At 60.7% G+C, this 22,101-nt stretch carries 20 protein-coding genes and 1 pseudogene; 4 read left to right on the top strand and 17 right to left on the bottom strand.

What is annotated here, in order from left to right; all coding sequences use genetic code 11:
• From tsaB to glmS, 6 genes are all read right to left on the bottom strand, one after another.
• A partial coding sequence (gene tsaB, locus HMPREF2698_RS08685) for a tRNA (adenosine(37)-N6)-threonylcarbamoyltransferase complex dimerization subunit type 1 TsaB (RefSeq protein WP_070563760.1) occupies window positions 1–355 on the bottom strand: 355 nt, incomplete at its 3' end.
• Window positions 355–924, bottom strand: coding sequence for a hypothetical protein (locus HMPREF2698_RS08680; RefSeq protein ID WP_070521567.1), 570 nt, complete (start codon window positions 922–924; stop codon window positions 355–357). The genes HMPREF2698_RS08680 and tsaB, both read right to left, overlap by 1 nt.
• 70 nt (window positions 925–994) lie before the next feature.
• A complete protein-coding gene (locus HMPREF2698_RS08675; RefSeq protein ID WP_070563757.1) occupies window positions 995–2,587 on the bottom strand; it encodes an aspartate:alanine exchanger family transporter in 1,593 nt (530 codons plus the stop codon).
• 1 nt (window position 2,588) lies between these two features.
• Window positions 2,589–3,053 (bottom strand): tRNA (adenosine(37)-N6)-threonylcarbamoyltransferase complex ATPase subunit type 1 TsaE, encoded by a 465-nt coding sequence (gene tsaE, locus HMPREF2698_RS08670; RefSeq protein WP_070563754.1) that lies wholly within the window; start codon window positions 3,051–3,053, stop codon window positions 2,589–2,591.
• Window positions 3,043–4,149, bottom strand: a complete 1,107-nt coding sequence (gene alr, locus HMPREF2698_RS08665) for an alanine racemase (RefSeq protein WP_070563967.1) — start codon at window positions 4,147–4,149, stop codon at window positions 3,043–3,045. The genes tsaE and alr overlap by 11 nt, the downstream gene beginning before the upstream one ends.
• Window positions 4,150–4,174: 25 nt before the next feature.
• Window positions 4,175–6,046, bottom strand: coding sequence for a glutamine--fructose-6-phosphate transaminase (isomerizing) (gene glmS, locus HMPREF2698_RS08660; protein ID WP_070563751.1), 1,872 nt, complete (start codon window positions 6,044–6,046; stop codon window positions 4,175–4,177).
• 106 nt (window positions 6,047–6,152) lie between these two features.
• Here glmS and HMPREF2698_RS08655 point away from each other — a divergent pair, with 106 nt between their 5' ends.
• Window positions 6,153–6,974 (top strand): dienelactone hydrolase family protein, encoded by an 822-nt coding sequence (locus HMPREF2698_RS08655; RefSeq protein WP_070563748.1) that lies wholly within the window; start codon window positions 6,153–6,155, stop codon window positions 6,972–6,974.
• Window positions 6,975–7,046: 72 nt separating this feature from the next.
• Here the strand turns inward: HMPREF2698_RS08655 and HMPREF2698_RS08650 are convergent, their stop codons facing one another.
• The 11 genes and pseudogenes from HMPREF2698_RS08650 to eccCb form a co-directional block, all read right to left on the bottom strand.
• Window positions 7,047–7,313, bottom strand: a complete 267-nt coding sequence (locus HMPREF2698_RS08650) for a hypothetical protein (protein ID WP_141748939.1) — start codon at window positions 7,311–7,313, stop codon at window positions 7,047–7,049.
• Window positions 7,314–7,367: 54 nt separating this feature from the next.
• Window positions 7,368–7,625, bottom strand: coding sequence for a hypothetical protein (locus HMPREF2698_RS08645; RefSeq protein WP_070563745.1), 258 nt, complete (start codon window positions 7,623–7,625; stop codon window positions 7,368–7,370).
• Complete coding sequence (locus HMPREF2698_RS08640; protein ID WP_070563742.1) at window positions 7,625–9,292, bottom strand: zinc metalloprotease; 1,668 nt, start codon at window positions 9,290–9,292, stop codon at window positions 7,625–7,627. The genes HMPREF2698_RS08645 and HMPREF2698_RS08640 overlap by 1 nt, the downstream gene beginning before the upstream one ends.
• Window positions 9,292–9,603 (bottom strand): hypothetical protein, encoded by a 312-nt coding sequence (locus HMPREF2698_RS08635; protein ID WP_070563739.1) that lies wholly within the window; start codon window positions 9,601–9,603, stop codon window positions 9,292–9,294. The genes HMPREF2698_RS08640 and HMPREF2698_RS08635 overlap by 1 nt, the downstream gene beginning before the upstream one ends.
• Before the next feature lie 140 nt (window positions 9,604–9,743).
• Window positions 9,744–11,087: a phosphoglucosamine mutase gene (glmM, locus tag HMPREF2698_RS08630; protein WP_070530775.1), complete on the bottom strand. Its 1,344-nt coding sequence runs from the start codon at window positions 11,085–11,087 to the stop codon at window positions 9,744–9,746.
• A 162-nt stretch (window positions 11,088–11,249) separates the two neighbouring features.
• A complete protein-coding gene (rpsI, locus tag HMPREF2698_RS08625) occupies window positions 11,250–11,786 on the bottom strand; it encodes a 30S ribosomal protein S9 (RefSeq protein ID WP_070521636.1) in 537 nt (178 codons plus the stop codon).
• Window positions 11,786–12,229, bottom strand: coding sequence for a 50S ribosomal protein L13 (rplM, locus tag HMPREF2698_RS08620; RefSeq protein WP_010189505.1), 444 nt, complete (start codon window positions 12,227–12,229; stop codon window positions 11,786–11,788). The genes rpsI and rplM overlap by 1 nt, the downstream gene beginning before the upstream one ends.
• A 434-nt stretch (window positions 12,230–12,663) precedes the next feature.
• Window positions 12,664–12,951, bottom strand: a complete 288-nt coding sequence (locus HMPREF2698_RS08615) for a WXG100 family type VII secretion target (protein WP_070521638.1) — start codon at window positions 12,949–12,951, stop codon at window positions 12,664–12,666.
• Window positions 12,952–13,022: 71 nt separating this feature from the next.
• The gene (locus HMPREF2698_RS08610; RefSeq protein ID WP_070521640.1) at window positions 13,023–13,340 is read right to left on the bottom strand and encodes a WXG100 family type VII secretion target; all 318 of its coding nucleotides are present in this window, start codon (window positions 13,338–13,340) and stop codon (window positions 13,023–13,025) included.
• Window positions 13,341–13,519: 179 nt separating this feature from the next.
• Window positions 13,520–14,650, bottom strand: coding sequence for a type VII secretion-associated protein (locus HMPREF2698_RS08605; RefSeq protein ID WP_070563736.1), 1,131 nt, complete (start codon window positions 14,648–14,650; stop codon window positions 13,520–13,522).
• Window positions 14,647–17,046 (bottom strand): annotated as a pseudogene (eccCb, locus tag HMPREF2698_RS08600) (type VII secretion protein EccCb); the annotation flags it as partial. The gene HMPREF2698_RS08605 and the pseudogene eccCb, both read right to left, overlap by 4 nt.
• A gap of 1,242 nt (window positions 17,047–18,288) precedes the next feature.
• On the opposite strand from eccCb, the gene HMPREF2698_RS08595 reads away from it, so the two are divergent.
• The 3 genes from HMPREF2698_RS08595 to HMPREF2698_RS08585 all read left to right on the top strand — a co-directional run bounded on the left by HMPREF2698_RS08595 (window position 18,289) and on the right by HMPREF2698_RS08585 (window position 21,654).
• Complete coding sequence (locus HMPREF2698_RS08595) at window positions 18,289–18,594, top strand: helix-turn-helix domain-containing protein (protein ID WP_070563733.1); 306 nt, start codon at window positions 18,289–18,291, stop codon at window positions 18,592–18,594.
• Window positions 18,595–18,678: 84 nt separating this feature from the next.
• Window positions 18,679–18,966 carry a hypothetical protein gene (locus HMPREF2698_RS08590; protein ID WP_070563730.1) on the top strand — a complete coding sequence of 96 codons (288 nt, stop codon included), beginning with the start codon at window positions 18,679–18,681 and terminating at the stop codon, window positions 18,964–18,966.
• A gap of 1,128 nt (window positions 18,967–20,094) precedes the next feature.
• The gene (locus tag HMPREF2698_RS08585; RefSeq protein WP_210386594.1) at window positions 20,095–21,654 is read left to right on the top strand and encodes a plasmid recombination protein; all 1,560 of its coding nucleotides are present in this window, start codon (window positions 20,095–20,097) and stop codon (window positions 21,652–21,654) included.
• Window positions 21,655–22,101 lie beyond the last annotated feature (447 nt).

Raw genomic sequence — 22,101 nt, 5'->3', positions numbered from 1 at the left:
CCTCTTTGCGGCGGGCGTCGATAGCCACCAGCCACTCCCCCGTGCGCCCGTGCGCAATGGCATCCAATGTGCACACGCCATGCACCGGCAGGTGAAGAGCCACCCCCAGAGCGGAAGCGGTAGCCATGCCCACGCGCAGGCCGGTAAACGGTCCGGGCCCCGTGCCGACGACGATGGCGGAGAAGTCGGAGTAGGTCAGGGAGGCGTCGGCAAGCAGCTCCTCGATAGCGGGGATGAGCTGCTCGTTGTGAGCGCGCGTGCCGCTAATGACGCAGTCGATGCTCTCCCCGGTGTCGGTATCAACGATGCCCGTCACCAGGTCCGTGGTGGCGGTATCGAGTGCAAGAACCTTCATTAGCCTGCGAGGTGCCAGTCGGTATCGACGTAGTCGGGATTGTTCTTACCCATCTGCTCCACGTAATCCTGGGTATCGCGAATAAACTGCAGCGGCTGGCCCTGCTGGAACGGCAGCAGCGGCGGGATGTCCTGCTTGGCTGCTTCCGGCGACTTCAGCTGCTGCAGCAGACCATCACACAGGTCCACCTGTGCGCGCGGGAGCTTCTCCGCCTTGAATTCACCGGTCTGCGAAGCCAGCAGGATGTAGTTCACGTCATCAGGCACGGCCCCGTCGGCGAAGTCAATGTTCAGGTTCTTCGTCTCCACGCCGCCCTTCTTGAGCTGGTCCTCGGTGGCACCCGGGCAGACGGCGGCGACCGCACCCCACTCCTGGCCGTACACATCCTGCGGAATGAACATGGCGAAGTCCAGGTTCTTCGGGTACGCGCTCAGGGACTGGGCAACGGTCGACGGCTCCTTCGTCTCCGCCTGCGCTGGCCGGACCATCGGCAGCACGATGAGCGCGGCAAGGAATACGGCGAAGCCGCCGATAACGACAGTGGTGATGAATTGACCAAGCTTGTTCATAAAGTTGTTTTAGCTCCTCACGCGGGGGTAGCGGGAATAAACAGTACGGGGATATCCTACGCGACAACCATCAAACAATAATCAAGGCCAAGACCTGGCACATGAGAATCTTTCCGATCATCGCCGTGGGGTACACGGTGGCATAGCCGCGCTCTGCCAGCTGAGTACCGGTTTGCGGGTTGAGGTAGGCCATGATCGCCGGGTTCGTGGTCATGCCGGCGGCGATGCCCACCGACTCATCAAACTTGAGGCGCAGCGCCAGCATGGACACCGCAACGATGCCGATGGCAGACACCAGCGTCAGCACAATGCCCACGCCCATGTACTTCAGGGAGGTCGGATCCGACAAGGCATCCCGGAATTGGCCGCCTGCCGACGTACCCACGCCCGCCAAGAACAAGGTCAAACCCAGCGTGGAAATCGTCTGCTTCGCGTGGAATGGAAGCTGCCAGTTAATTGGGCCCGAGCGGCCCAGCGCGCCCAAGATGAGGCCGACGACGATGGGGCCGCCACCAAAACCGAAGGACAACGTGGTGCCGCCCGGAAGCGGAATCGGGATAGCGCCGAAGAGCAGACCGATGAAGAGGCCTAGGGCAAAGGGCAACAAATCGACGTTGCCGAGTTTGGCTTCGGAGTCGCCGAGGAAACGGCGGACGTCGTCAAGCCTGCCCGGCGCGGTGATGACGCGCACGCGATCCGAGTAGTTCAGGACGGTCTCTTCGTTCGGCACGACGTCGGAGTCGCCGCGGCGCACGCGCGCGATGAGGAAGCCTTCCTTCACGGTGTCCAAATCCTTGAGCTGATAGCCCGCAACACGTGGGCTGGACACGGTCAGGCGCCGGTAGACCAGGCCATCCTCCTCGTGGAGGTTGATATGGATCTCCTCACCCAACTGGGAAATCGCGCTATCCAACGCGGGCGCGGTGCCGTTGAGTAGGAATTCCATGCCGGCGCGCAGCGGGAGCTCCGGGTAGGCCAGGTCGTGCTCGTGCGGGTTGTTGACATGGCGGGTGGCGATGACGCGCTCGCCGGTCACCTCTTGGAGGTCCCCCACCGTTGCGTCGAAGTCACGGTTCAGGCGCACTGCCCGCCACTCGAGCGGTTCTGCGATCATGCCCTCGGCGCGTGCGTCCTCAATGTGGTTCACGCGCAGCACCTTGGCGCCAATCGCGGCAACCAGAATGGTTCCGATGATGCAGCCCGGGTAGGCCAGGGAATAGCCCACCACCGGGGTGCTATCGCCACCCAAGGCTTCGACGACCGCGGCCATACCAGGCGTCGAGCTCACCGACCCCGCCAGCGTGCCCACGCTGATCGCCGGGTCGAGATCAAACATGCGCATCGCCAGGGTGGTCAGCCCCGCCAACACGAAGAAGAAGACGATGACCACCATGGACATCTTCCATCCACGCCGGCGGAAATCTTGGAAGAAGCTACGGCCGAAGTTCAGGCCGATGACATACACGAAGATGGCCAAACCAAATTGATACACGAACGCCGGGACCACGATGTCCGGGTTGGCCGCGGACAAGCCTAAGGCCACGAACATCGCAGCGGCGGCGCCGAGCGAGATGCCGAAGACATTGATCTTGCCGACGGCTAATCCCACCGCCATGATGAGAAAAAGCGTGAGCAGGGGCTGTTCAGCAAGGAAAGCCAGCACGTTAATTCACCCATTTCCATGTGAATACGCGGACGTCATCGTCCGAATCCCGGTTGATTGTAACGGCGAGGTACGAGTCAGATAGCCGCTCCATGAAGCCCCCGCCCCATTCGGCGACGACGACGGCGTCCTCTATTTCGGTGTCTAAGTCTAGACTGTCCAGCTCCCCCAACGGATCCTCTGAATGATCCAAGAGGCGGTAGGCATCCACGTGCACCAACGTCGGCCCGCCCACGCGCGAGGGGTGCTCGCGTGCAATGACGAAGGTCGGCGACGTCACCCGCCCCTTCACCTGCATTCCGCGGGCAATACCCTGCGTGAAGGTGGTTTTCCCGGCGCCCAGGGGACCATCAAGAATAACCAGGTCCCCGGCCTCTAAAGCCGCGCCCAGCTCCTCGCCGAAGGCCTGAGCATCCTCCGGCGTTTCGGCCTCGCGGCGTCCTTCGTGTGGAAAATCACTGCGCATCGCTAGCTCCTTCGCGGTATGTGCGCTGGGTGCGCCCGGTGGGGCGGCACAGTATTTCGTAGTTGATGGTCCCGGCTGCCTCGGCCAGTTCGGTAGCGCTCATGCCGCCACGGCCAAAGATAACGGCTGTCTCCCCGGCGCGCACACCGTGGGGATTGGCCCCAAGGTCGACGACAATTTGGTCCATACAGACCCTGCCCACCTGCGGGTAGAGCTCGCCGCCGATCCCTACCTGCAGCGCCCCTTGAAAGGCTCGCGGCAGGCCATCGGCATAGCCCACGCTGACGGTGGCGAGTTGACGGTCGCTATCTGCGGTCCAGGTCAGGCCGTAGCAGGTGGACTCCCCCGCCGAAATCGGCTTCACCGCGACGACGGACGCTTCCCACGTCATGGCGGGCTTCAGCTCATGGTCGCGCCCGGCCACCGGTTCGAGCCCATACAGGACCAGCCCGACGCGCACCTGCTCGAAGCGCGCCGAGGGGCGGGTCAAGGCCGCGGGCGAGTTGGCTAGGTGGTTCAGCGGGCACTCAAGCCCGACCTCACGGGCAAGCGCTAGGGCCTGGCGGAACTCCGATTCCTGATGATCATTGTGCGGGTGCTCCGGCTCGTCCGCACAAGCAAAGTGGGACATGAGGCCCAGGACGGTGATGTGGGGGGCGTCGGCAAGCAGGCGGAAGGTCTCCTCCCACGCGTGCTTGTCGACGCCCGAGCGGTGCATCCCCGTCTCCACCATCACGAAGACCTCGGTGGGCGCATCAGTGGCGGCGATGAGCGCCTGCGCGTGCGCCAAAGAAGGGATGCCGATCTGGATTCCGGCGGCTAGGGCCGGGGCGAGGTCCTCCGTCGGCTCCCACAGCCAGGCGGCAATGGGAAGGGTGTCAATGACCTTCCGCAGCGCCACGGCCTCGGCCAGCGTGGCCACCCCGAAGGCGTCCGCTCCCGCCTTCGCCATGACCGGGGCGCAACGCTCGATGCCGTGGCCATAGGCATCCGCCTTGACCACGCACATGAGGCGGGCCGGGGCCACCGCCTCCTTCACGCGAGCGACATTGTGGGCAATAGCGTTGAGGTCAACGGTGGTTTTCAACATGCCCACCATTGTGCCACTTAAGGGTGCGGCGCTATTCGACGGTCACCGACTTCGCCAGGTTGCGCGGCTGGTCCACGTCGTAGCCCTTGGCGGTGGCTACACCGCAGGCGAAAATCTGCAGCGGCACGGTGGCAAGCAGAGGCTGCATAAGCGTCGGCGCCTTCGGGATGCGGATGATGTGGTTGGCGTAGGCCTCGACGGCCTCGTCGCCCTCTTCCGCGATGACGATGGTGATGGCGCCGCGGGCGCGGATCTCCTGGATGTTGGAGACGACCTTGGAATGCAGGGAATCCCGGCCGCGCGGGGAAGGCACGATGACGAAGACCGGCTGGCCCTCTTCGATGAGCGCGATGGGGCCGTGCTTGAGCTCGCCGGCGGCGAAGCCCTCAGCGTGCAGGTAGGCGATCTCCTTGAGCTTGAGCGCGCCCTCCAGCGCGACGGGGAAGCCGACGTGACGGCCCAGGAAGAGCACCGACTTGGCGTTCTCCATGGCGTTGGACAGGTCGTAGACCTGCTGCTCGTTGTCGATGATTGCCTGAACCTTATCCGGCATATCACGCAGATCCTCGAGGACGGAGTTGACCTCATCGGAGAACATGTTGCCGCGCAGGCGAGCCAGGTAGAGGCCCAGCAGGTAGGTCGCGGTGATCTGCGCCAGGAAGGCCTTGGTGGAGGCCACAGCGATCTCCGGGCCGGCGTGGGTGTAGAGGGCAGCGTCGGACTCGCGCGGGATGGAGGAACCCTGGGTGTTGCAGATGGCGATTACCTTGGCACCCTGCTGGCGGGCGTGGCGCACGGCCATGAGGGTATCCATGGTCTCGCCCGACTGGGACAGGGCCACAACCAAGGTCTTTTCGTTGACGATCGGATCGCGGTAGCGGAACTCGTGTGCCAGCTCCACCTCGCACGGGATGCGGCACCAGTGCTCGATGGCGTAGCGCGCGACATGTCCTGCGTAGGCGGCGGTGCCGCAGGCGATGACGATGATCTTGTCGATGGACTTGAGCACCGACTCCTCGATGCGAATCTCATCGAGGATCAGGTTGCCGGTCTCATCGAGGCGGCCCAGCAGCGTATCGCGCACGGCTGCCGGCTGGTCGTGGATTTCCTTCTCCATGAAGGAGTTGAAGCCGCCCTTTTCGGCCGCGGCGGCATCCCACTTAATCTCGAAGGGCTTGCCCTGGGCGGGGTTGCCCTCATAGTCGGTGATCTCGACATCATCCGCGGTGATGGTGACGACCTGATCGTTGTCCATCTCGACGGCGGACTTGGTGTAGTCGATGAAGCCAGAGACATCCGAACCCAGGAAGTTCTCCCCGTCACCCAGGCCGATAACTAGCGGCGAATCGCGGCGCGCAGCCACGATGCGGTCTGCCTGCTCGGCGTGGATAGCCAAAAGGGTAAACGCGCCTTCCAGGCGCTTGCCGGTCAGCTGCATGGCCTTGGTGAGGTCACCGCCGGCCTCGTTGTGGAACACATCCGCCAGGAGGGTGGCGGCGACTTCGGTGTCGGTCTCGGACACGAAGTTGTGGCCCTTGGCCTCTAGCTCGGTCTTGAGCTCGGCGAAGTTCTCGATGATGCCGTTGTGAACGACGGCGAGCTTGCCGCCATCCACCACGTGCGGGTGGGCGTTTAGATCGGTCGGGCCACCGTGGGTAGCCCAGCGGGTGTGCCCGATGCCTAGGACGGAATCCTTCAGCGGACGCGCAGCGATTTCGGCTTCCAGCGCAGCGACCTTTCCGGCCTTCTTGCGCCAGCCGATCTTGCCATCGGCGTACATTGCGACGCCTGCTGAGTCATAGCCGCGATACTCCAGTCGACGCAGGCCCTCCAGCACAACGTCTAAGGCAAAGTACTCACGGCCATCGGTGTTATGGCCAATGTATCCAACGATTCCACACATAGGTCGAAATTTTACAGCATGATTTAACATGCCGAATCGCAAGGATCCTACTTAATCTCCCGCACTGTTCACCGCTTTGCTTATTCTTTCCTCTATTCTGTAAAGCGTGTCTGCGAATTTGAAGAAGCATCTCGGTACGTTGTCTAAACGCGGCCCGCACCGCGTCCTCGTCGGAGACCTGTCTTATGCAGGGCTTGAGGGCAAGGTGTACACCCCGGTTGAGGGCAAGGGCCTGCCCGCCGTGGCGTTTGCCCACGACTGGACGAAGAGCATCAAGGACTACCACGCCACCCTGCGCCACTTGGCCAGCTGGGGCATCGTGGTGGTTGCTCCGGATACGGAGACGGGCGTCTTTGCCAAACACCGCGACTTGGCTGCCGACCTCGAATCGGCCTTGCAGATTGCCGCCGGCGTCAGGCTGGGCGCTGGCAAGATTTCGGTCTCCGCTTCCAAGCTGGGTGTCTTTGGCCACGGCATGGGCGGCGGCGTGGCTACCCTGGCTGCCGTGGATACCCCGAAGGTCCGCGCCGTCGCGGCCCTCTACCCTGCCGATACTTCCCCGTCCGCGGTTCAGGCCGCACACACCGTGAAGGCACGCGGCCTCGTTATTGGCGCGGGCCAAGATGATATCTTCCGCGCGGGAAACCCCGCGAAGCTGGCCAACGCCTGGGGCGGTCCGGTGGCTTACCGCGAAATTGCTAAGGGCACGCAGTCCGGCTTCAGCGAGGACAAGCTCTTCAAGTTGGCGCTTGGCTCCGGCTTCTTCCAAGGTTCCGCAGTCGAAACTGCCCGCGGCCTTGTCACTGGCTTCTTCCTGTCCACCCTCGCTGGCGAATCCAAGTACGACGACTTTGCGGCTGCCGACGCCTCCGCCAAAGGCGTCGAGAGCTTCGTCGGCGAAGACCTCACCAAACGCGCCGGTTTCTAGCACGACAGGAGAGGTTTCGACGAGCTAGCACCGCAAGGCGCACATGTGCTCCGACTAAAGCAGGACGATCGTTTATTCGTCCTGCTTTAGTCGTTTTAACCGAGGAACCTCAATGAAAAGCCAAGCGATAAGTGCGATGCCCGGCAGAAGCAACTGAGCGGCCGTCCACAGTTTTATGTGGGCCATTTCTCTGTCGTATTTAATCTCAATGCCAAGCACAACAAAAGCCACCAAGAGGTACAGCATGGGAAGAACGCCCCACAAGACGTCATAAAGCCAAGGAACTGTCATGCGGTCTTTCCCTCCGAACCCTGGTTGATACGTGCGGCGGCTACTCACGCCACGGTAGCACCTAAGACTGCTGGCGCACAGAGGAGTTTCCCGGTTTCCGTGTCACCCGCGCCTGAGCACCGATTGCACTTGACCGCGCGGGCGGCCCCGCCCCTGCCCCTGGCTTTGGCCGTGCCCTACACCCGTGGCGGCTGGGCTTCGCCTCTGTGGGCCCGGGTGCACTTGGGTTTGGGCCGCGCGCTGCGCAGATTTTTCCAGCTCATCCTGTGCCTTAGCCATGGCTTTCTCAAATTCCAGTAGCCGTGCTGCTGTGCGCTCGCGGAATCCGCGCGCGAACTCATCAAAATCATTGTGCGGCATTACCACTGCCCTGCCTTTCGTGCGTGTACAGACGATGTCTCTGAGCTTTCTTGCGGCGCTATGTCTGGTGCGGCCTCAGTTGCGGGAGCTGGCCCTGGCGCTGGCTCGGGTGCGGGTGCTGGCGCAGGATCCGGTGCTGGCACCGGTGCTTCCGCTGCTTGCATGTGTGCGAGCTTCTCCGGCGGTGCTTCTGGCTCCGGGACGTTGTTCAGCTCCGGCGGTGGCGGCGTAACACCATTGTCAGGAGCAGGTTCCGGCGCAGGCGGCGAACAGGGCTCTGGCTCAGGCACCGGCTCCGGTACAGGTTCTGGCTCCGGCAGGTTTTCGATGAAGTCCACAGCCGCCTCGGCCAAGAGGCCCAGCCCCAGGATGGCGACCCCTACGCCGAGGATTCCCAAGCTTCCGCAGCAGGATTCTTCAGGCTTGCACTCACCCGGCTCCGCAACTGGTGGCTGCTCTGGCGTCTCACAGTCTTCACCTTCTGCCGGTTCCTCAGTGCATTCCTTCTCCTCAGCCACCGGCTCCATATCCGCCGGGCAGTCAATCACCTCCTGTTGCACGGGTTCGGTGGGACTCTCCACCCCTGCATCGGCTGGCTTCGTGGTTTCTATTTCACGTTGCTGCTCACTGCAACCGCAGGACTGCGCTTCTTTCTCCGCATGGCAGCCGCACGGTGTATGCTGCGCTTCTGACGCAGTGGATTCCGGCTTAGGCTGCGCTACCGCCTCAGTTGATGCGCTTGGAGGCTGGCTCGGTTTCGTAGGCTGTGGCTTCTCTTCATCCGGTGGGCACTCTTTTTCCGGTGCCGCAGCGGGACGAGTCGGCGCCGGCTCCTCCTGTGGCGCTACCGGCTGTTCAACCCCCTGCTCAACCGGTTGCTGCGGCGGGGCAGGTGTGGAAGGAGCCGGTGCGGGAGAAGGCTGCGCTGGCACAGCAGGTTCAGTGGACTGGGCTGGCTTCGTCGGCGCACAAGGCTCAGGCGCAGGTTGCGCACACTGCTTCGGTTTGTCCTCGCAGCCACATTCGGGTTCCGGCGGGGTCTCTGGGAGCTCGCGCTCACACACCTCAGAACAACGCCTCTCAAACTCGCCATAGCAATTCTCGATGGCAGTATCGCGGTCCCGGCAGGTCTGCGTAATAGTGTCATTCGTCTGATCGATCAGGTCCCCACCAATGCTCGAAATCACCGGGACGATGGCCTTCCCCAGAGGGTGCCGCTGCAATAGCATCGTCAGGATATTGAGCAGAGGAATGACCGCGGAGATGAGCTCTGCCACCGCAGAATCGGAAACATCGACCACATCCTCAATGGCCTCCGAGCACTGCTGCGCGGATTCCACTAGGTCATCGGCTTCCTCCCTTTCCTTCTCAAAGTCATCCTGCACGCCGCGCAGGTGATCCATGAGCGCTCCCCCGGCAAGCGATAGGACCGTCCCTAAAAGGAAATCCCGTAAACCATTGCCGCCACGCCGCGGGCGCCGAGCGCCCATCGCCGATGCGGTACTGCTAACCAGGTCATCCGTTTTTATCCCATCGACCGAGCCCACCATGTCCCCCAGCAGACCAATAGGTGTGCTGGGTCCGGAGTAACCTCCTAGGCTAGCGGCCTGGAACTGGGACACCGCCTGTGAATAATCACCTAGAAGTGACTTGACCATCGTGGACATCAGTTCATCCCCGCTTCCTGCTCACCAAGCTGGCCAGAAAGACCACGGTCGATCTCCCCGAAAGCACGCAGCTGTGCGCGTGCAGCATCCGCTGTGGCCGATATGTTGTCCAACCGCCACGCTCCGCGCTCATGCAGCTGGCTCAGCAACGCCTGAATCTGCGCCCCATGCCCGCCGAAGTCCCTGCCCGCGGATGACGCGGGAAAGTTCGGTCTGTCCCCACGATGCGCGTCACTTTGGGCGCGGGTTTGGTCCACGACGGCGTCGAGAAGCCGCGTGGCTTCGTCCTCATCAAAAAATACGTCGGGCATGAGCGCCCTCCTTCTCGTCCACAACAAACAGTGATTCCTGCCCTTATTGGACTGAGAAACCTCCCCTCCGGTTCCCCCATCACCCACAAAACACGAAACCCCAGGCCACATGGCCCGGGGTTTAGCGTGGGTGCGTAGAACTAGACTGCAGCAACAACCGCAGCGAGCTTGCCCGCCACCTTGCGCGCCTGCTCTTCTTCAGCAGCCTCCACCATGACGCGGAAGAGCTCCTCCGTGCCGGACGGGCGCAACAGAACGCGGCCTGTGTTTCCAAGCTCCGACTCGGCGGCAGCGATAGCTTCTTTGACCTCAGGAGCCTTAAGAATGACGGCCTTATCGGAAACCGGCACGTTAATGAGCACCTGCGGCAATACCGTCATCACGGAAGCCAGCTCCTTGATGGACTTCCCGGACTTCGCCATGCGCGCCATAATGGACAGGCCGGTCAGCGTGCCATCACCAGTGGTGCAGTCATCCGGCAACACCACGTGGCCGGACTGCTCGCCGCCCAGGGAGTAATCGCCACGGTTGAGCTCCTCCAACACGTAACGGTCACCCACGGCGGTTTCCTTGACCTCGATGCCCTGTTCCTGCATGGCCAGCTTCAGGCCCAGGTTCGACATCACGGTAGCCACCAAGGTGTTGAAGCGGAGATCGTTGTCTTCCTTCATGCCCACGGCGAGGATCGCCATGATCTGGTCGCCGTCAACAACGTTGCCCTCGGCATCCACGGCCAAGCAACGGTCAGCGTCGCCGTCGTGAGCCAAGCCCAGATCGGCGCCGTGCTCGACGACGGCCTCCTGGGTCTTCTCAATATGCGTCGAACCGCAGTCCTCGTTGATGTTGAAAGCATTAGGCTTGTTGTGAATGGCAATGACCTCAGCACCCGCAGCCTCGTAGGCCTGCGGTGCCACCTTGGAGGCAGCACCATTAGCGGTATCGACGACAACCTTGATGCCGCTCAGATCCGTGGTCACGACCTCGGCCAAGTGCTTGAGGTAGCGCTCGCGGCCATCGGGGGCCTCCGAAATGATGCGACCAATCTTGGTCGCAGTAGGTCCGTCTTCGGTGAGGCTTCCCATGGCAGCCTGGATGCGATCCTCCACCTCATCAGGCAGCTTCTTACCGCCCGCGGAGAAGAACTTGATGCCATTGTCCGGCATCGGGTTATGGGAGGCGGAGATCATCACGCCGAGATCTGCCCCAAAGTCATCGGTGAGGAACGCGATAGCCGGGGTGGGCAGCACGCCGACGCGTACGACGTCGACGCCACGCGATGCTAAGCCCGATGCAATCGCCGCATCCAGCATCTCACCCGACACGCGCGGATCGCGCCCGATAATCGCGAGCGGTCGACGCTCATAGGACTCGCGGTCCGAGGTCAATACCTCCGCCGCCGCCTGTCCCAAGCGCAAGGCCAGGATCGGAGTGAGCTTCTTGTTCGCTAGGCCGCGAACTCCATCGGTTCCAAAAAGTCGAGTCATAGTTGTTCATTATGCCTGCTACCCCATAGCTTCCGCAGATCGGGCCACCAACGATGTCTGTCTATGACTCGCGGCTTCACGTTGTGCAGGCCCTACACATAGCGAAAGCCGCCGCCTCCATACAAGGGAAGCAGCGGCTTTCGAAAATGCAGTGCGCGAAGATTAACGCTTGGAGTACTGCGGGGCACGACGTGCCTTGTGCAGACCAGCCTTCTTGCGCTCCACGGCACGAGCGTCACGGGTGAGCAGGCCGGCCTTCTTGAGGGCCGGGCGGTCAGCCGGGTTGTAGACGTTCAGTGCGCGGGCGATAGCCAGACGCAGAGCGCCGGCCTGGCCGGTCGGGCCACCACCGTTGACGGTGACCTTAATGTCGAACTGGCCATCGCGCTCAAGGATGGTCAGCGGCTGCAGGATGTCCTGCTGGTGCAGCTTGTTCGGGAAGTACTCGTCAAAGGCACGGCCGTTGACGGAGATGTTTCCGGAACCAGCAACGAGGCGAACACGAGCGATGGCGCGCTTACGGCGACCAACGGTCTGGATCGGGCCCTCGTGGATAGCCGGGGCAGCGGTCTCAACCTCAGCCTCGGTATCGGTTGCCAGGGAATCACCGATGGTGTTGGTGAACTCCTCGGTAGCGGCGGTTGCTGCAGCGATGTCGGCAGCGTCGGCTACATTGTTGTCGATGTTCTGCTCGGTCATTACTGTGCCACCTGCTTAAACTCAAAGGTTTCCGGCTTCTGGCCGGCGTACGGGTGCTCCTCGCCCACGAAAACGTGCAGCTTCTTGATGGAGGCGTTAGAAAGCTTGTTGTGCGGCATCATGCCCTTCACAGCTTCCTCGATAACGCGGACCGGGTTGGCGTCCAGGGACTGACCAAGGGTCATGGACTTCAGGCCGCCCGGGTAACCGGAGTGGCGGTAGCGCATCTCGCGCTCGCGCTTGTTGGAAGAAATGTGGATCTTGTCCGCATTCAGGATGATGATGTGGTCGCCGCAATCAACGTTCGGTGCGTACTGGGGCTTGTGCTTGCCGCGCAGCATGTCAGCCACGGTGGAAGCGAGCTTGCCCAGAACCACGTCGGTAGCGTCGATGACGTACCACTTGCGGGTGATGTCACCGCTCTTCGGGTGGAAAGTAGACAAAATGACTCCTTGAAAGTCTGTCTCGGAACTGCCGGCCATCGCTATGTAAGCCTTGACGCGGTACATACAGCGGCCGGTGGAGACCTGCAGCCCGCGCGCACCCACTAACGACGGGGTGCGGACACATAGGTGTTTCACTTTAGTACGCAGCAGTTTGAAAACCCAAAACGCCGATATCGCCCCTCACCAACGCCTCCACCTCAATTCATTCGGGGTGGGGGTAGAGACAGAAACGTTGATGAGAAGCGATACCGGCGCCTTTCACTGGGCGGGCGGTGGAAGCTGAGTCAAGGCGGCGCGTCCAGCCCTTCCATTCCCTGCGCCTTCCTTTCCTAGCCTCCGCGCCTTCCTACCTACCGCTCATCACTCATGGTGGTGAATGGCGTTAAAGAAAAAGCTCACCCACCCAGTTCAAGACTCGCAGCCGGGTCGGTTTATCCCCAGCTGGCGGCAGCGCGACGGTTGACGTCACTCATGTTGTCGTTGCCCTGGGAGACCGTGGTGGAGATGGTCGCCAGCACCGTGTTGAGCTCGGCGGCCGCCTTATCCCACTTAGCTTGCGCCGCGTTATATGCCGCAGCGGAATCTCCCTCCCAGGTCGATACCATCGGCTGCAGGGTGGCCTTCAGGTCACCGAGAAGTCCATTGATGCGACCGGAGGTGGAGTTGATGTCGGCTGCGGCGCCGGCGATGGCGCCGAACTGATACTTGATTCCAGACATTGCGTGTTCCTTATCTTCTGTGTGCTCGTGTGTAATTCAACGTGTGCTGTAGTCAGTGAACGCAGCTAGCGCTACAAGGCCAGTCCCGCGCCGCCAACGTTCTCGAAGGACTGGGCGTTATCCGCCTCAACCGTGTCGAAGTTGCGGGCATTATCCCTGATGTTTTCGCTGATGGCGGTCAGCGCTTCACGCAGCTGCTGCGCGGAGGAGTTGTAGCGCTGCATCAGGTTGTCAAAGGAAACCTGCGCGCGGCCTGCCCAGCTGCCGCGAACGGAATCCACAACACCCTGCAGACGGGTGAGCTCACCCTGTACCTCGTCATTGGTGGAGTCGACGCGGCCGGCGGTGGCCACCATTACGTCGGCTTCTGTGCGGAACGTTTGAGTCATGTTCTTCTCTTTCTGTCTTGTTCCCTACCTGGGGTATATCCCTTTTCCAAGGGCTTGGTGTGTGTTTCTTTCCCCCCCGAGAAGCACCCTGTGTCCTTCTCACCCTTATTGGACTGAGCTAGTGGCTCATCGGTTCCCGCCGCGTTCAAAAATCTTTTAGCTTCGCGGCGTGCTCCCTCCTACTCCTTTTTGACCAGAGATTCCGCAGCCATCCGGCAGGCGGCTTTCTGCACCACGTTGGGTTCAAACTTGGTGTGGCACCCCACGGACATCTGATGGCCCTTGTCTTCCCACATCATCCACGTCACCTGCGAACCGTCTCCAGGGTCCTCGGTATACGTCAGCCGCCCAGATTCCTCGACCGGATCACGGAGGGCGGGATCGGAGTCGATCTGTCCTTTAATCTCGGCGAAGAGGACGTCGACGGGAACGTTGAAGAGCGGATCGGCTGCCAAAAGGATGCGCAAATTGGGGTCTTCGCCGGCCGCAGTGACAAGCCCGTCCTCCACGCTGGTGCGGAATCCCTGCGGGAGTACCAGGGACATCCCTTCCACCTCGATGGCCTGCTGGCCAGGGCGCAGCTGCGTGCTGCCGGATCCCTCGGACTCCGCCTCCGTTGCGGCACCCCTAGGACGCTCATCCCCACCGGGTGCTGCAGCCGTACCCGGCGCGCCGGCAGCCACAGACGTATTCTCATCCACCTGTTCGGAAGTCGACGCCGCCACGGCCGCATCCTTGCGCCCCACCGCCCACCAGGACACCCCGGCGACGACAACCACCATGACCGCTATCGCGATGTAGAAGGGATCGACGCCTCCCAATAGCGCCGTCCAACGGGATTGCACTGCGCGATGGGAGCGCAAACGGCGAGCTGCCCGAGGCCGCTCAGCAGTTATCTCCTTCGCACCGTCATATTCGTACTGGCGCTCCCCCACCGCCAAGCGGGAAGCAGCCTGTGATGCGCTGACCGCAACCGGTGCCGGCGGCGGCGATGGTTCTGGTTCCTGCACGGTCGCACCCGCGCCAGCGAGCTGACGGCGCAGAATACTCACGGCTTCGACACTGACATCCGTTCCGGATGGATCCGCCACCACCTCAACGCTGACATCCGGCCATTCCGCCCCACAGACTTTTTCTGCCTGGTCAAGGACGGCCTCCAGCGCCCACCCCTCGGCGATTCCTGTGCCGGGCAGGTCATAGCGATAAATCGTTTCCGGGCCTTCATAAATCGTGGCGGCATCGAGCACCGTGATAACTAGCGTGGTCTCTGGCGCGGTTGTCGGGGTTCGCAGTGCGTGCGTCGCGGTCATTGGTTGTCTCCTTTGTTGCCTGTGGTCTGTGGTGGGTTGTGTGAACTATCGGCGCTCGGCACATACACCTGCGCCAAGCCCTGAGATATGCCGCGCAGGACCCATTGGCCGCGGCCTGGCGGCAGCGCTGTTGGCTTGATGCCGAAGATGGTGCCTTCGTCGCGGTCGGCGTCGAGAAGCAGCAGCGCCGGCTGCAGGTCCCGCACCGCAGAGAGGAACTGCCCAAACATCGCGCGCCCGATGCCGCCGGCTTTGCGCGCAAGCACCAGGTGCAGCCCCACATCGCGGGCGTGCGGGAGGAGCTCGAGCAGTGGCGCCAGGGCAATGTCGCTGACTAGGTCGAGGTCGTCGATAACCAGGTAGATGTCCGGCCCCTCCCACCAGCTGCGCGCTGCGAGCTGGGCGGGGGTGACCTCGGGGCCGGGAAGGCGCTGTTCCAAGGTGCGCACGGTATCGAGGATGGCTTGGGTGGCCGCGCTTGCCGACGCCCCATACGCCGCCACCATGTCCTCATCCAACGTCCCCAAATGTGCACGGCGCTCATCGATGACCACGAGGCGGGCGGCTTCCCTGCCCAGGTGGCTAATTCCGGCCAGGATTACACTGAGGAAGCTCGACTTTCCGGAGCCTTGGGAGCCAATGCACACCAGGTGCGGCTGCGCGGCTGGATCCCAGCTAAGGACTTCGAGGTCCGGCCCGCCGATTCCCCAGGCCACCCCGTCCGGTGGCGAGCCGTCATCTGGCACGGGCAACTCGGTGAGAAGGGCGGGCAGCATCTTCAGCGGTGGAACCGGTTCGGCACCAGCATGCACACCGCAGATGTGGGCGATGTCTTGCGGGGACGTTACGGCAAAAAGCAGGTTTTCCCCTGCCAGTGTGATTCCCCGTCCGGGCGTTGCCGGGAGCTTCTGCTGCGCCTTGCGGTCGATGAGTGAGTCCATTGCTTCGCCCAGCCGCAGCTCGATACGGGCCGCGATGAGATCCCGAATAGACGGTCGCAGGCTCGTCCACCGCGCTGCAGCGATCAAGACGTGGACGCGGGCGGAGGCGCCGTCGGCCACCAGCTGGGTGATCGGCTCAGCAAGGTCCTCAAAATCCGCGCCGGAGGTGCCGATGTGGTGCCAGCCGTCCACGATGAGGAAGGTGTGGCGGGGCTCCGGGCGGCGCACGAGACCGGCGACTTCATCAACGATGCGACGGATTTTCTCCGGCTCCTCACGGCCGGCCACCCCGGCCACGTGGGGCAGCCGGTCCAGGACCCGCAGCTGTCCGCCGCCCAGGTCAATGACATAGAAACGCACCTGTCCCGGTGAATGCCGCAGCGCCAGACCGGAGGCGATACTGCGCAGCGCCATCGACTTACCCGACTGCGGTCCACCGCACAACGCCAGGTGCCCACCTCCCGCTTTAAAATCCACGGTGAGCGGGTCTTGGCGCTGGTGGTAGGGGCGGTCAATAAGCCCCACCTCGGCGCGCAACTCTCCGCCCGCGCCGGGAGAATCTTCCCGCAAGGAAGCAACGCTGGACAGCTCCACCACGGGCGGCAGGGGAGGCAGCCAGATTCTTCGCGCCGACTGGCCACGCCGAGCAGCCTCATCCCGGGCAGCGGCCACCACGGTGTCCAGGAGCGTGCTCGAGGAATCTACGAGTTCTGCAAAGCCGGGCTCTTCTTCCACCGCGCGCTGCCCTGTGAAAAGCTCCACGCGCGCGGCGTGCCGCGCATTCATTTCAGAATCATCAGGCGCTACCCGGCGCGTGACCGGGCCAGACACATAGGAGGCGTGGAAGCGAGTAGGGGCATCGGCATCCGTCTTGAGGTAGCCGGCTCCCGGCTGGGCGGGGAGATGATAGGCATCGACCACGCCGAGAACTTGGCGGGACTCTCCCGCGGAGAAGGTCTTCAACCCGATGCGGTAGGACAGGTGCGAATCCAATCCCCGCAAGCGCCCTTCCTCCAAGCGCTGGGAGGCCAGCAGCAGGTGCACATGGAGCGAGCGGCCAAGCCTTCCCACCGCGACGAAGAGCTCGGCGAAGTCCGGGTGCTGTCCTAAGAGCTCCGAGAACTCATCCACCACGATGACCAACGCCGGCAGCGGTCCGTGCTCGGCCACCGCAGCAGCCGAGGCATTGAACTCGCCCACGTTCGCAAAATTGCCTGCCTTGCGCAGCAGCTCCTGGCGGCGGTTCATCTCGCCGGAGATGGCATCATACATGCGCTCCACCAGGGTCGATTCTTCCTCCAGGTTGGTAATCACGGCGGAGGTATGCGGCAGCTCCTCACACCCTAGGAAGGTTGCGCCACCCTTGAAATCAACGAGCACGAGGTTGAGCTCCTCCGGGCTATGGGTGGCGGCCAGAGCCACGACGAGCGTCCGGAGAAGCTCCGATTTAAATGAACATGGCTTGTGGGTACGATAGCGAACCTCACGAGATCGCACGGAGAGAGCATGGCAGGGTGTCTGTTGCCGTCAGTGCAAAATTACGCACAAAATAACGAAACACGTTACCGCAGGTCAAGGGGCGTTTTTCAAGGGTGTTTCGTAAACGTAGAAAAGTTACGAAGCAAATTACGAAACGCAAAAACATACTCTGACCAGTACAAATACATTTCATTTCGTTATTTTTCATCTTTTTGAAGAAAATCTATATAGAGAGAGACACCTTGCTTCTTTTTGTGCGCTGTGTCACATCGTGACCGCATGTCTATGTTGCCACTCCGTGGCTTCACACCTATGGAGCGTGGTTGCATTACCGCTGTGAGCTATGTCACTGAAAGTGTCTATGTCTCTCTATCTTGAAAGAGTTGGGGTAAAAATACGCAAAACTACGAAACATGTACGTAAACACACCTATCTGTGCAGGTCACAGCCTTTTAGCGTGTTTCGTAATTTGGTTTTTCGATTTTCGTAGTTCTGCGAAACCGCAGGTCAAGCGTTTCGTAGTTTTTTCGTAGTTTGCTTCGTAATTTACGAAACCAAGAAACATGTACCCGCAACACCGTGTTACAGGTCACACAAAGGCGCGCTCTAGCGATTGTGGAGCGTGGTTGCATTACCACTGTGAGCTACGTCACTGAAAGTGTCTATGTCTCTCTATCTTGAAAGAGTTGGGGTAAAAATACGCAAAACTACGAAACATGTACGTAAACACACCTATCTGTGCAGGTCACAGCCTTTTAGCGTGTTTCGTAATTTGGTTTTTCGATTTTCGTAGTTCTGCGAAACCGCAGGTCAAGCGTTTCGTAGTTTTTTCGTAGTTTGCTTCGTAATTTACGAAACCACGAAACGAACACTCGACAGCCGTACTGCAGAGGCACGCTTCAAATTCGCGGACCCCCTATGCTTTGTGACGCATCTGCTCTCACGAGACCCTTGTCTCAGTGTGCTACGTAGGGTAAAATAAGCGTCGAACATAGTGTTCAATCCCACCTTCCGGGCCGTGGGGTGGCCCGAGCAAGGCGTAGATAGTCCCCAACCCACCTGCTGAGACTGACCAGCTGCAGTTGTTAGAAGCAGGATGGAGATGTGCAGCTGCTGTAGGTGTCTCCCCACCTCGGGCAAGCGGGATAGCTTGCCGGATAACACACGGGCACGTGCCGGGCGAAAAGTGCGGGAACCTTCAATCTTTGAGGTTTCGTCATGCCTTCAACTTTTTCGCCCGATCAAGAACTCTTCACCACCAAGGAAGCAGCGCAGTACCTTCACTGCAGCCCTCGCACGCTAGAGAAGCGCCGTACTAACGGCCAGGAGCCGGCTTTCATTAAGGATGGCTGGTCGGTCCAATACCGCCGTGCAGACCTGGATGCTTTCATCGCCAGTACCGGCAATTTCGTTCACGGCTCCCTTACGGACGACGCTGTCGTCGCCAAGATTGTCGCGGCCGCTCCCTCCTTTAGCGAGGAGCAGCGTCAGCAGCTGCTTGCAGTGCTGGGAGGTGCAACGTAATGGAGAAAGATCAAGCGCACGCGTGGAACTCCGCGTGTGGGTGACTTAGCCCTACAGATAGACCTTCAACCTAGGAGAAAAACCATGTCTTTTCGACAAGATTTTGAAGCCGCGCTGCGCGAAGAGGAGCGCATCAAGGAGGAATTAAACCGGCTGCGCCGTGAACACAAAGCAGCCAAAGAGCGTGCCGCGCAAATGCGCGAGTACGCCAAAGAGTTTAAGGTGAACCTCGACGGCGACGAGCCGCCTACGGAGGGCAAAGACAAGCCTGCCAAGCCCGTCCAGCCTGACGGTGAGAAGCCGTCTGACACCGACAGCGGAGCGTCCAGCGAGCCGGATAACTCCGGCGAGTCTGTACAGAATCAGGCTTAAAACTGTACGGCCGAACCCCGTGTGGCCGTACAGTCTGAGCGCAAAGAGTGTACCACTGTAGCGGTTACTCCCCCGTCGAAACCCCGTCCTCGTGGCGGGGTTTTGTCGTGCCCAGAGCCACTGCCGTGGCCGTGCTGCAGGACTGCAGCGACGGTTCCGTACACGGTCTCAAGAAGATATTTCGTGAATTATGTTTTTCATCCGGTTACTGCCGGTGGCAACCGGTTACGAACCGATTTTTTACCGTCTGAGCAGCAGCGATGGCGGTTTCCATGTGTCACAACCGTTTTTCACTGTCGAAAAGTGAAAACCAGTATAAGGGGGTGCGACGCCGGTACATCGGTATAGAAGCGGTGTTATCGCTGGTCACAGTGTATAAACACATCGCTTATGTTGCGACGCCAGGCTGGTTTGAGCCAAAAAGCGAAAACCAAGTATAAGGGGGTGCGACGCCGGGACTTTTTTGAAAAGTCCTATTTTCACTGTGTGAGCAGGGAAAATGCACCGCTTACATAGCGGCGTCTCAAAATGACCGCGAAAAGCGTGTCATGCGAGCGACGGTGACATACCAGTGCAATGAATATTGCACTGGTTATAAGGGTGAAAGGCTTTGCCAAGCAGCGCGAAAAGCGCTGCGCAGACCATGCATGCTACGGGGCCTGCGGAGATCGCCACAGCGCATCTTCGCAGGTCACGTAGCCCTTTCACACAAGGCGAAGCGCGGCAGAACCGACCGAATAGGGAGGTTTTGACCGCTTCGCTATTGCCCGCTGCAGGCGCCCCCGTGAGACCTCAGTTATCCGAGCTTGCGAGGTGGCTGGACTGAGGTCTTTAGGGGGCTAAAGAGCTTCAATTTTCTGGGGTAGAATCGTTTGGGACGGCAACGCAAGGGACCCGAACGATTCTTAGGGGACCCAGGAAATTGAAGCTCGCCATGTTGGTGCGCACTTGGAGTAGCGAAGCGAGAGGCTCCGAGTGCGCACCAACATCTACAGAAAGAAGACTGTTATGTCGAAGACATCAACTGCGAAAGTTGGACGCGCGGCGTTCAACTTGAAGCACCTCCGCCGCGACCGCTGCGGCGGAGACACGACACGGGGAGACCGCAAGAGTCTCCTCCGTGAGTGCATGAGGGAACTCGATCAGAGAGACCTCATGCACCAGGCCGCGATGAATAGCAACATCGTCGTCGCGGACGCTCATCTGAACGTCCCGTTCGTCAACAACGGAGACGGTGGGTTCAGACGCGCTACGTCCGTCGAGGAAGTCTTGGATTACCAAGACGCCCGGATGGACGGTGTGCGCGTGCAGAAGAACAGTTTTGAAACGTCATTGTTCGTTGTGCATCTGCCGAAGTCGATGTGTGTGGAGGTTCCCGACTTCTACACCAGCACCGTGGACGGCCGTGAAGTGAAACGAGCACGGCTGGTAGCACGCGACTACGAAGAGGCGAAGCAGTACCTCGAAGAGTCAATGCGTTGGCTCGCCGAGAACTTCATACCAGGAGGGATCGAAGCTGTCGCCGGAGGGGATATGAACTTCGACGAGTCAACCCCGCACATCCAGTTCCAGGCTGACACCTTCTCCCCTGACCCGAAAGATCCATCGAAGCTACGTTGCCGCCCCGGCATTGCGTACAACACGGACGAGTCAGTGCGGTACAAGTCTGGACCCAAGAAGGGGAAACAGATTAGCGGAAACCAGAAGTTCATCGACGCGCAGCGCGGACTCCGTGAGCACATGTACGCGCTCGGCTACCCGGTGGAGCTGGATGTGTCAGAACGGCACGACGAGTCACTGAGTCCTGACCGCTACGCGGAACAGCAAGATCGGGAGCGTGATCTCGCGAACCGTGAGGACCAGGTGGAGGTTAAGCGTCGTTCTGCTCAGCGAGATGTCGATGATGCAGTGAAAGACCGCGAACAGGCAGCGAAAGAACTCGAACAGGCTCAAGCGGCCAAGGAAGCAGCACAGGGCGTACTGGAGAATGCCGAAGCACAGGCACGTGTAGTGGCTGAGCGCGTACTCAGCGAGACACGCGAGAAGGCGGAGCAGGACGCCGAACAGATCCGCAGCGAAGCACGCAAGAATGCTGAGCGTGACGCCGAGAGTGTTCGCAGCAAGGCACGTGAGGAGGCCGAACATAACGCAGAGGCCACGCTCAAGCGTGCAGAGCAAGATGCTGAAAACATCCGCAGCGAGGCACGCAAGGAAGCGGAGCGAGACGCGAAGAGTGTCCGTAGTGAGGCCACGCAGGACGCTGAGAACACACGTAGTGAAGCGCAGCGTGAGGCTGAAACGATCCGTAGCGAGGCACGTGACGAAGCGAAACGTGAGCGTGAACAGCTGGCTGACGAACGTGCAGCCCTGGACAGTGAGCGCGAAGCCTTTGACGTGGAGAAACGTGCATTCACCGAAAGCCTTGAAGCGCGCCGCGCAGCCGCTGAAGAGGAAGCCGCCATCATCATCGAGGAGGCGGTGCAGTCTCTTCAGGAGATTTCGCATGTGGAGCGTGACTTCCTGCATGTCGAGCTTGATAACAACCCTGAGATGAAGCGGCGTTTCCAGGTGGCTACTGAGCAGCACATCCAGCAGGAGCGAGCGGCCGCCCGCCGTCGTGCGCAGGAGCGCTCCAACAAGCGCCGCCAGCAGCAGCAGCGCGACCGCGACAGTGGTATGGAGCTGTAGGCTGCTCTCCCCTGCCCTGTACGGCCTTCTGCGGGCCTAACGGGGTGTCGCCAGACTCGTAGCCCAACGGCAGTGCTAAAACCGCTCTAATTGAGCGAAAATCGAAGAATTAGAGCGGTGTTTTTGTGTCGCGGTAATTCTGCAGTGCAGTAAAATGGCGCATGTAGTGGTGTACCTGTTGTGCTGTGGGAGGGGTTCTGAAGCAGAGTCTCTACAGTGCTGTTACGTGGACAGTAGATGAGTACATAGAAAGTGCAGTAAAAGTGCCTGCAGTATGCCCTGCAGAGTTACAGCGTCATTTAAGTGCGCAATAGAAGTGCTAATGAAATGACGCGTAATTTAACTGTGTAGTAAATGTGCCAATGAAGTGGCGTGTCATTAAAAGCGCCAGTTAAGTGGTCGATGTAGTGACACATTGAAGCGTCCTGGGTTTAGTTCCGCTTCTTT

The organism is Corynebacterium sp. HMSC072A02 (assembly GCF_001810085.1).
Lineage (GTDB): Bacteria > Actinomycetota > Actinomycetes > Mycobacteriales > Mycobacteriaceae > Corynebacterium > Corynebacterium hesseae.
The sequence above is the reverse complement of the archived record's forward strand: the minus strand, read 5'-3'. Positions and strand labels throughout refer to the sequence as shown.

Coding starts and splice junctions, on each gene's coding strand:
- HMPREF2698_RS08680 (WP_070521567.1), bottom strand. CDS start 924: ATGAACAAGCTTGGTCAATTCATCACCACTGTCGTTATCGGCGGCTTC.
- tsaE (WP_070563754.1), bottom strand. CDS start 3,053: ATGCGCAGTGATTTTCCACACGAAGGACGCCGCGAGGCCGAAACGCCG.
- glmS (WP_070563751.1), bottom strand. CDS start 6,046: ATGTGTGGAATCGTTGGATACATTGGCCATAACACCGATGGCCGTGAG.
- HMPREF2698_RS08645 (WP_070563745.1), bottom strand. CDS start 7,625: ATGCCGCACAATGATTTTGATGAGTTCGCGCGCGGATTCCGCGAGCGC.
- HMPREF2698_RS08640 (WP_070563742.1), bottom strand. CDS start 9,292: ATGTCCACGATGGTCAAGTCACTTCTAGGTGATTATTCACAGGCGGTG.
- HMPREF2698_RS08635 (WP_070563739.1), bottom strand. CDS start 9,603: ATGCCCGACGTATTTTTTGATGAGGACGAAGCCACGCGGCTTCTCGAC.
- glmM (WP_070530775.1), bottom strand. CDS start 11,087: ATGACTCGACTTTTTGGAACCGATGGAGTTCGCGGCCTAGCGAACAAG.
- rpsI (WP_070521636.1), bottom strand. CDS start 11,786: ATGACCGAGCAGAACATCGACAACAATGTAGCCGACGCTGCCGACATC.
- HMPREF2698_RS08615 (WP_070521638.1), bottom strand. CDS start 12,951: ATGTCTGGAATCAAGTATCAGTTCGGCGCCATCGCCGGCGCCGCAGCC.
- HMPREF2698_RS08610 (WP_070521640.1), bottom strand. CDS start 13,340: ATGACTCAAACGTTCCGCACAGAAGCCGACGTAATGGTGGCCACCGCC.
- HMPREF2698_RS08605 (WP_070563736.1), bottom strand. CDS start 14,650: ATGACCGCGACGCACGCACTGCGAACCCCGACAACCGCGCCAGAGACC.
- HMPREF2698_RS08595 (WP_070563733.1), top strand. CDS start 18,289: ATGCCTTCAACTTTTTCGCCCGATCAAGAACTCTTCACCACCAAGGAA.
- HMPREF2698_RS08590 (WP_070563730.1), top strand. CDS start 18,679: ATGTCTTTTCGACAAGATTTTGAAGCCGCGCTGCGCGAAGAGGAGCGC.
- HMPREF2698_RS08585 (WP_210386594.1), top strand. CDS start 20,095: ATGAGGGAACTCGATCAGAGAGACCTCATGCACCAGGCCGCGATGAAT.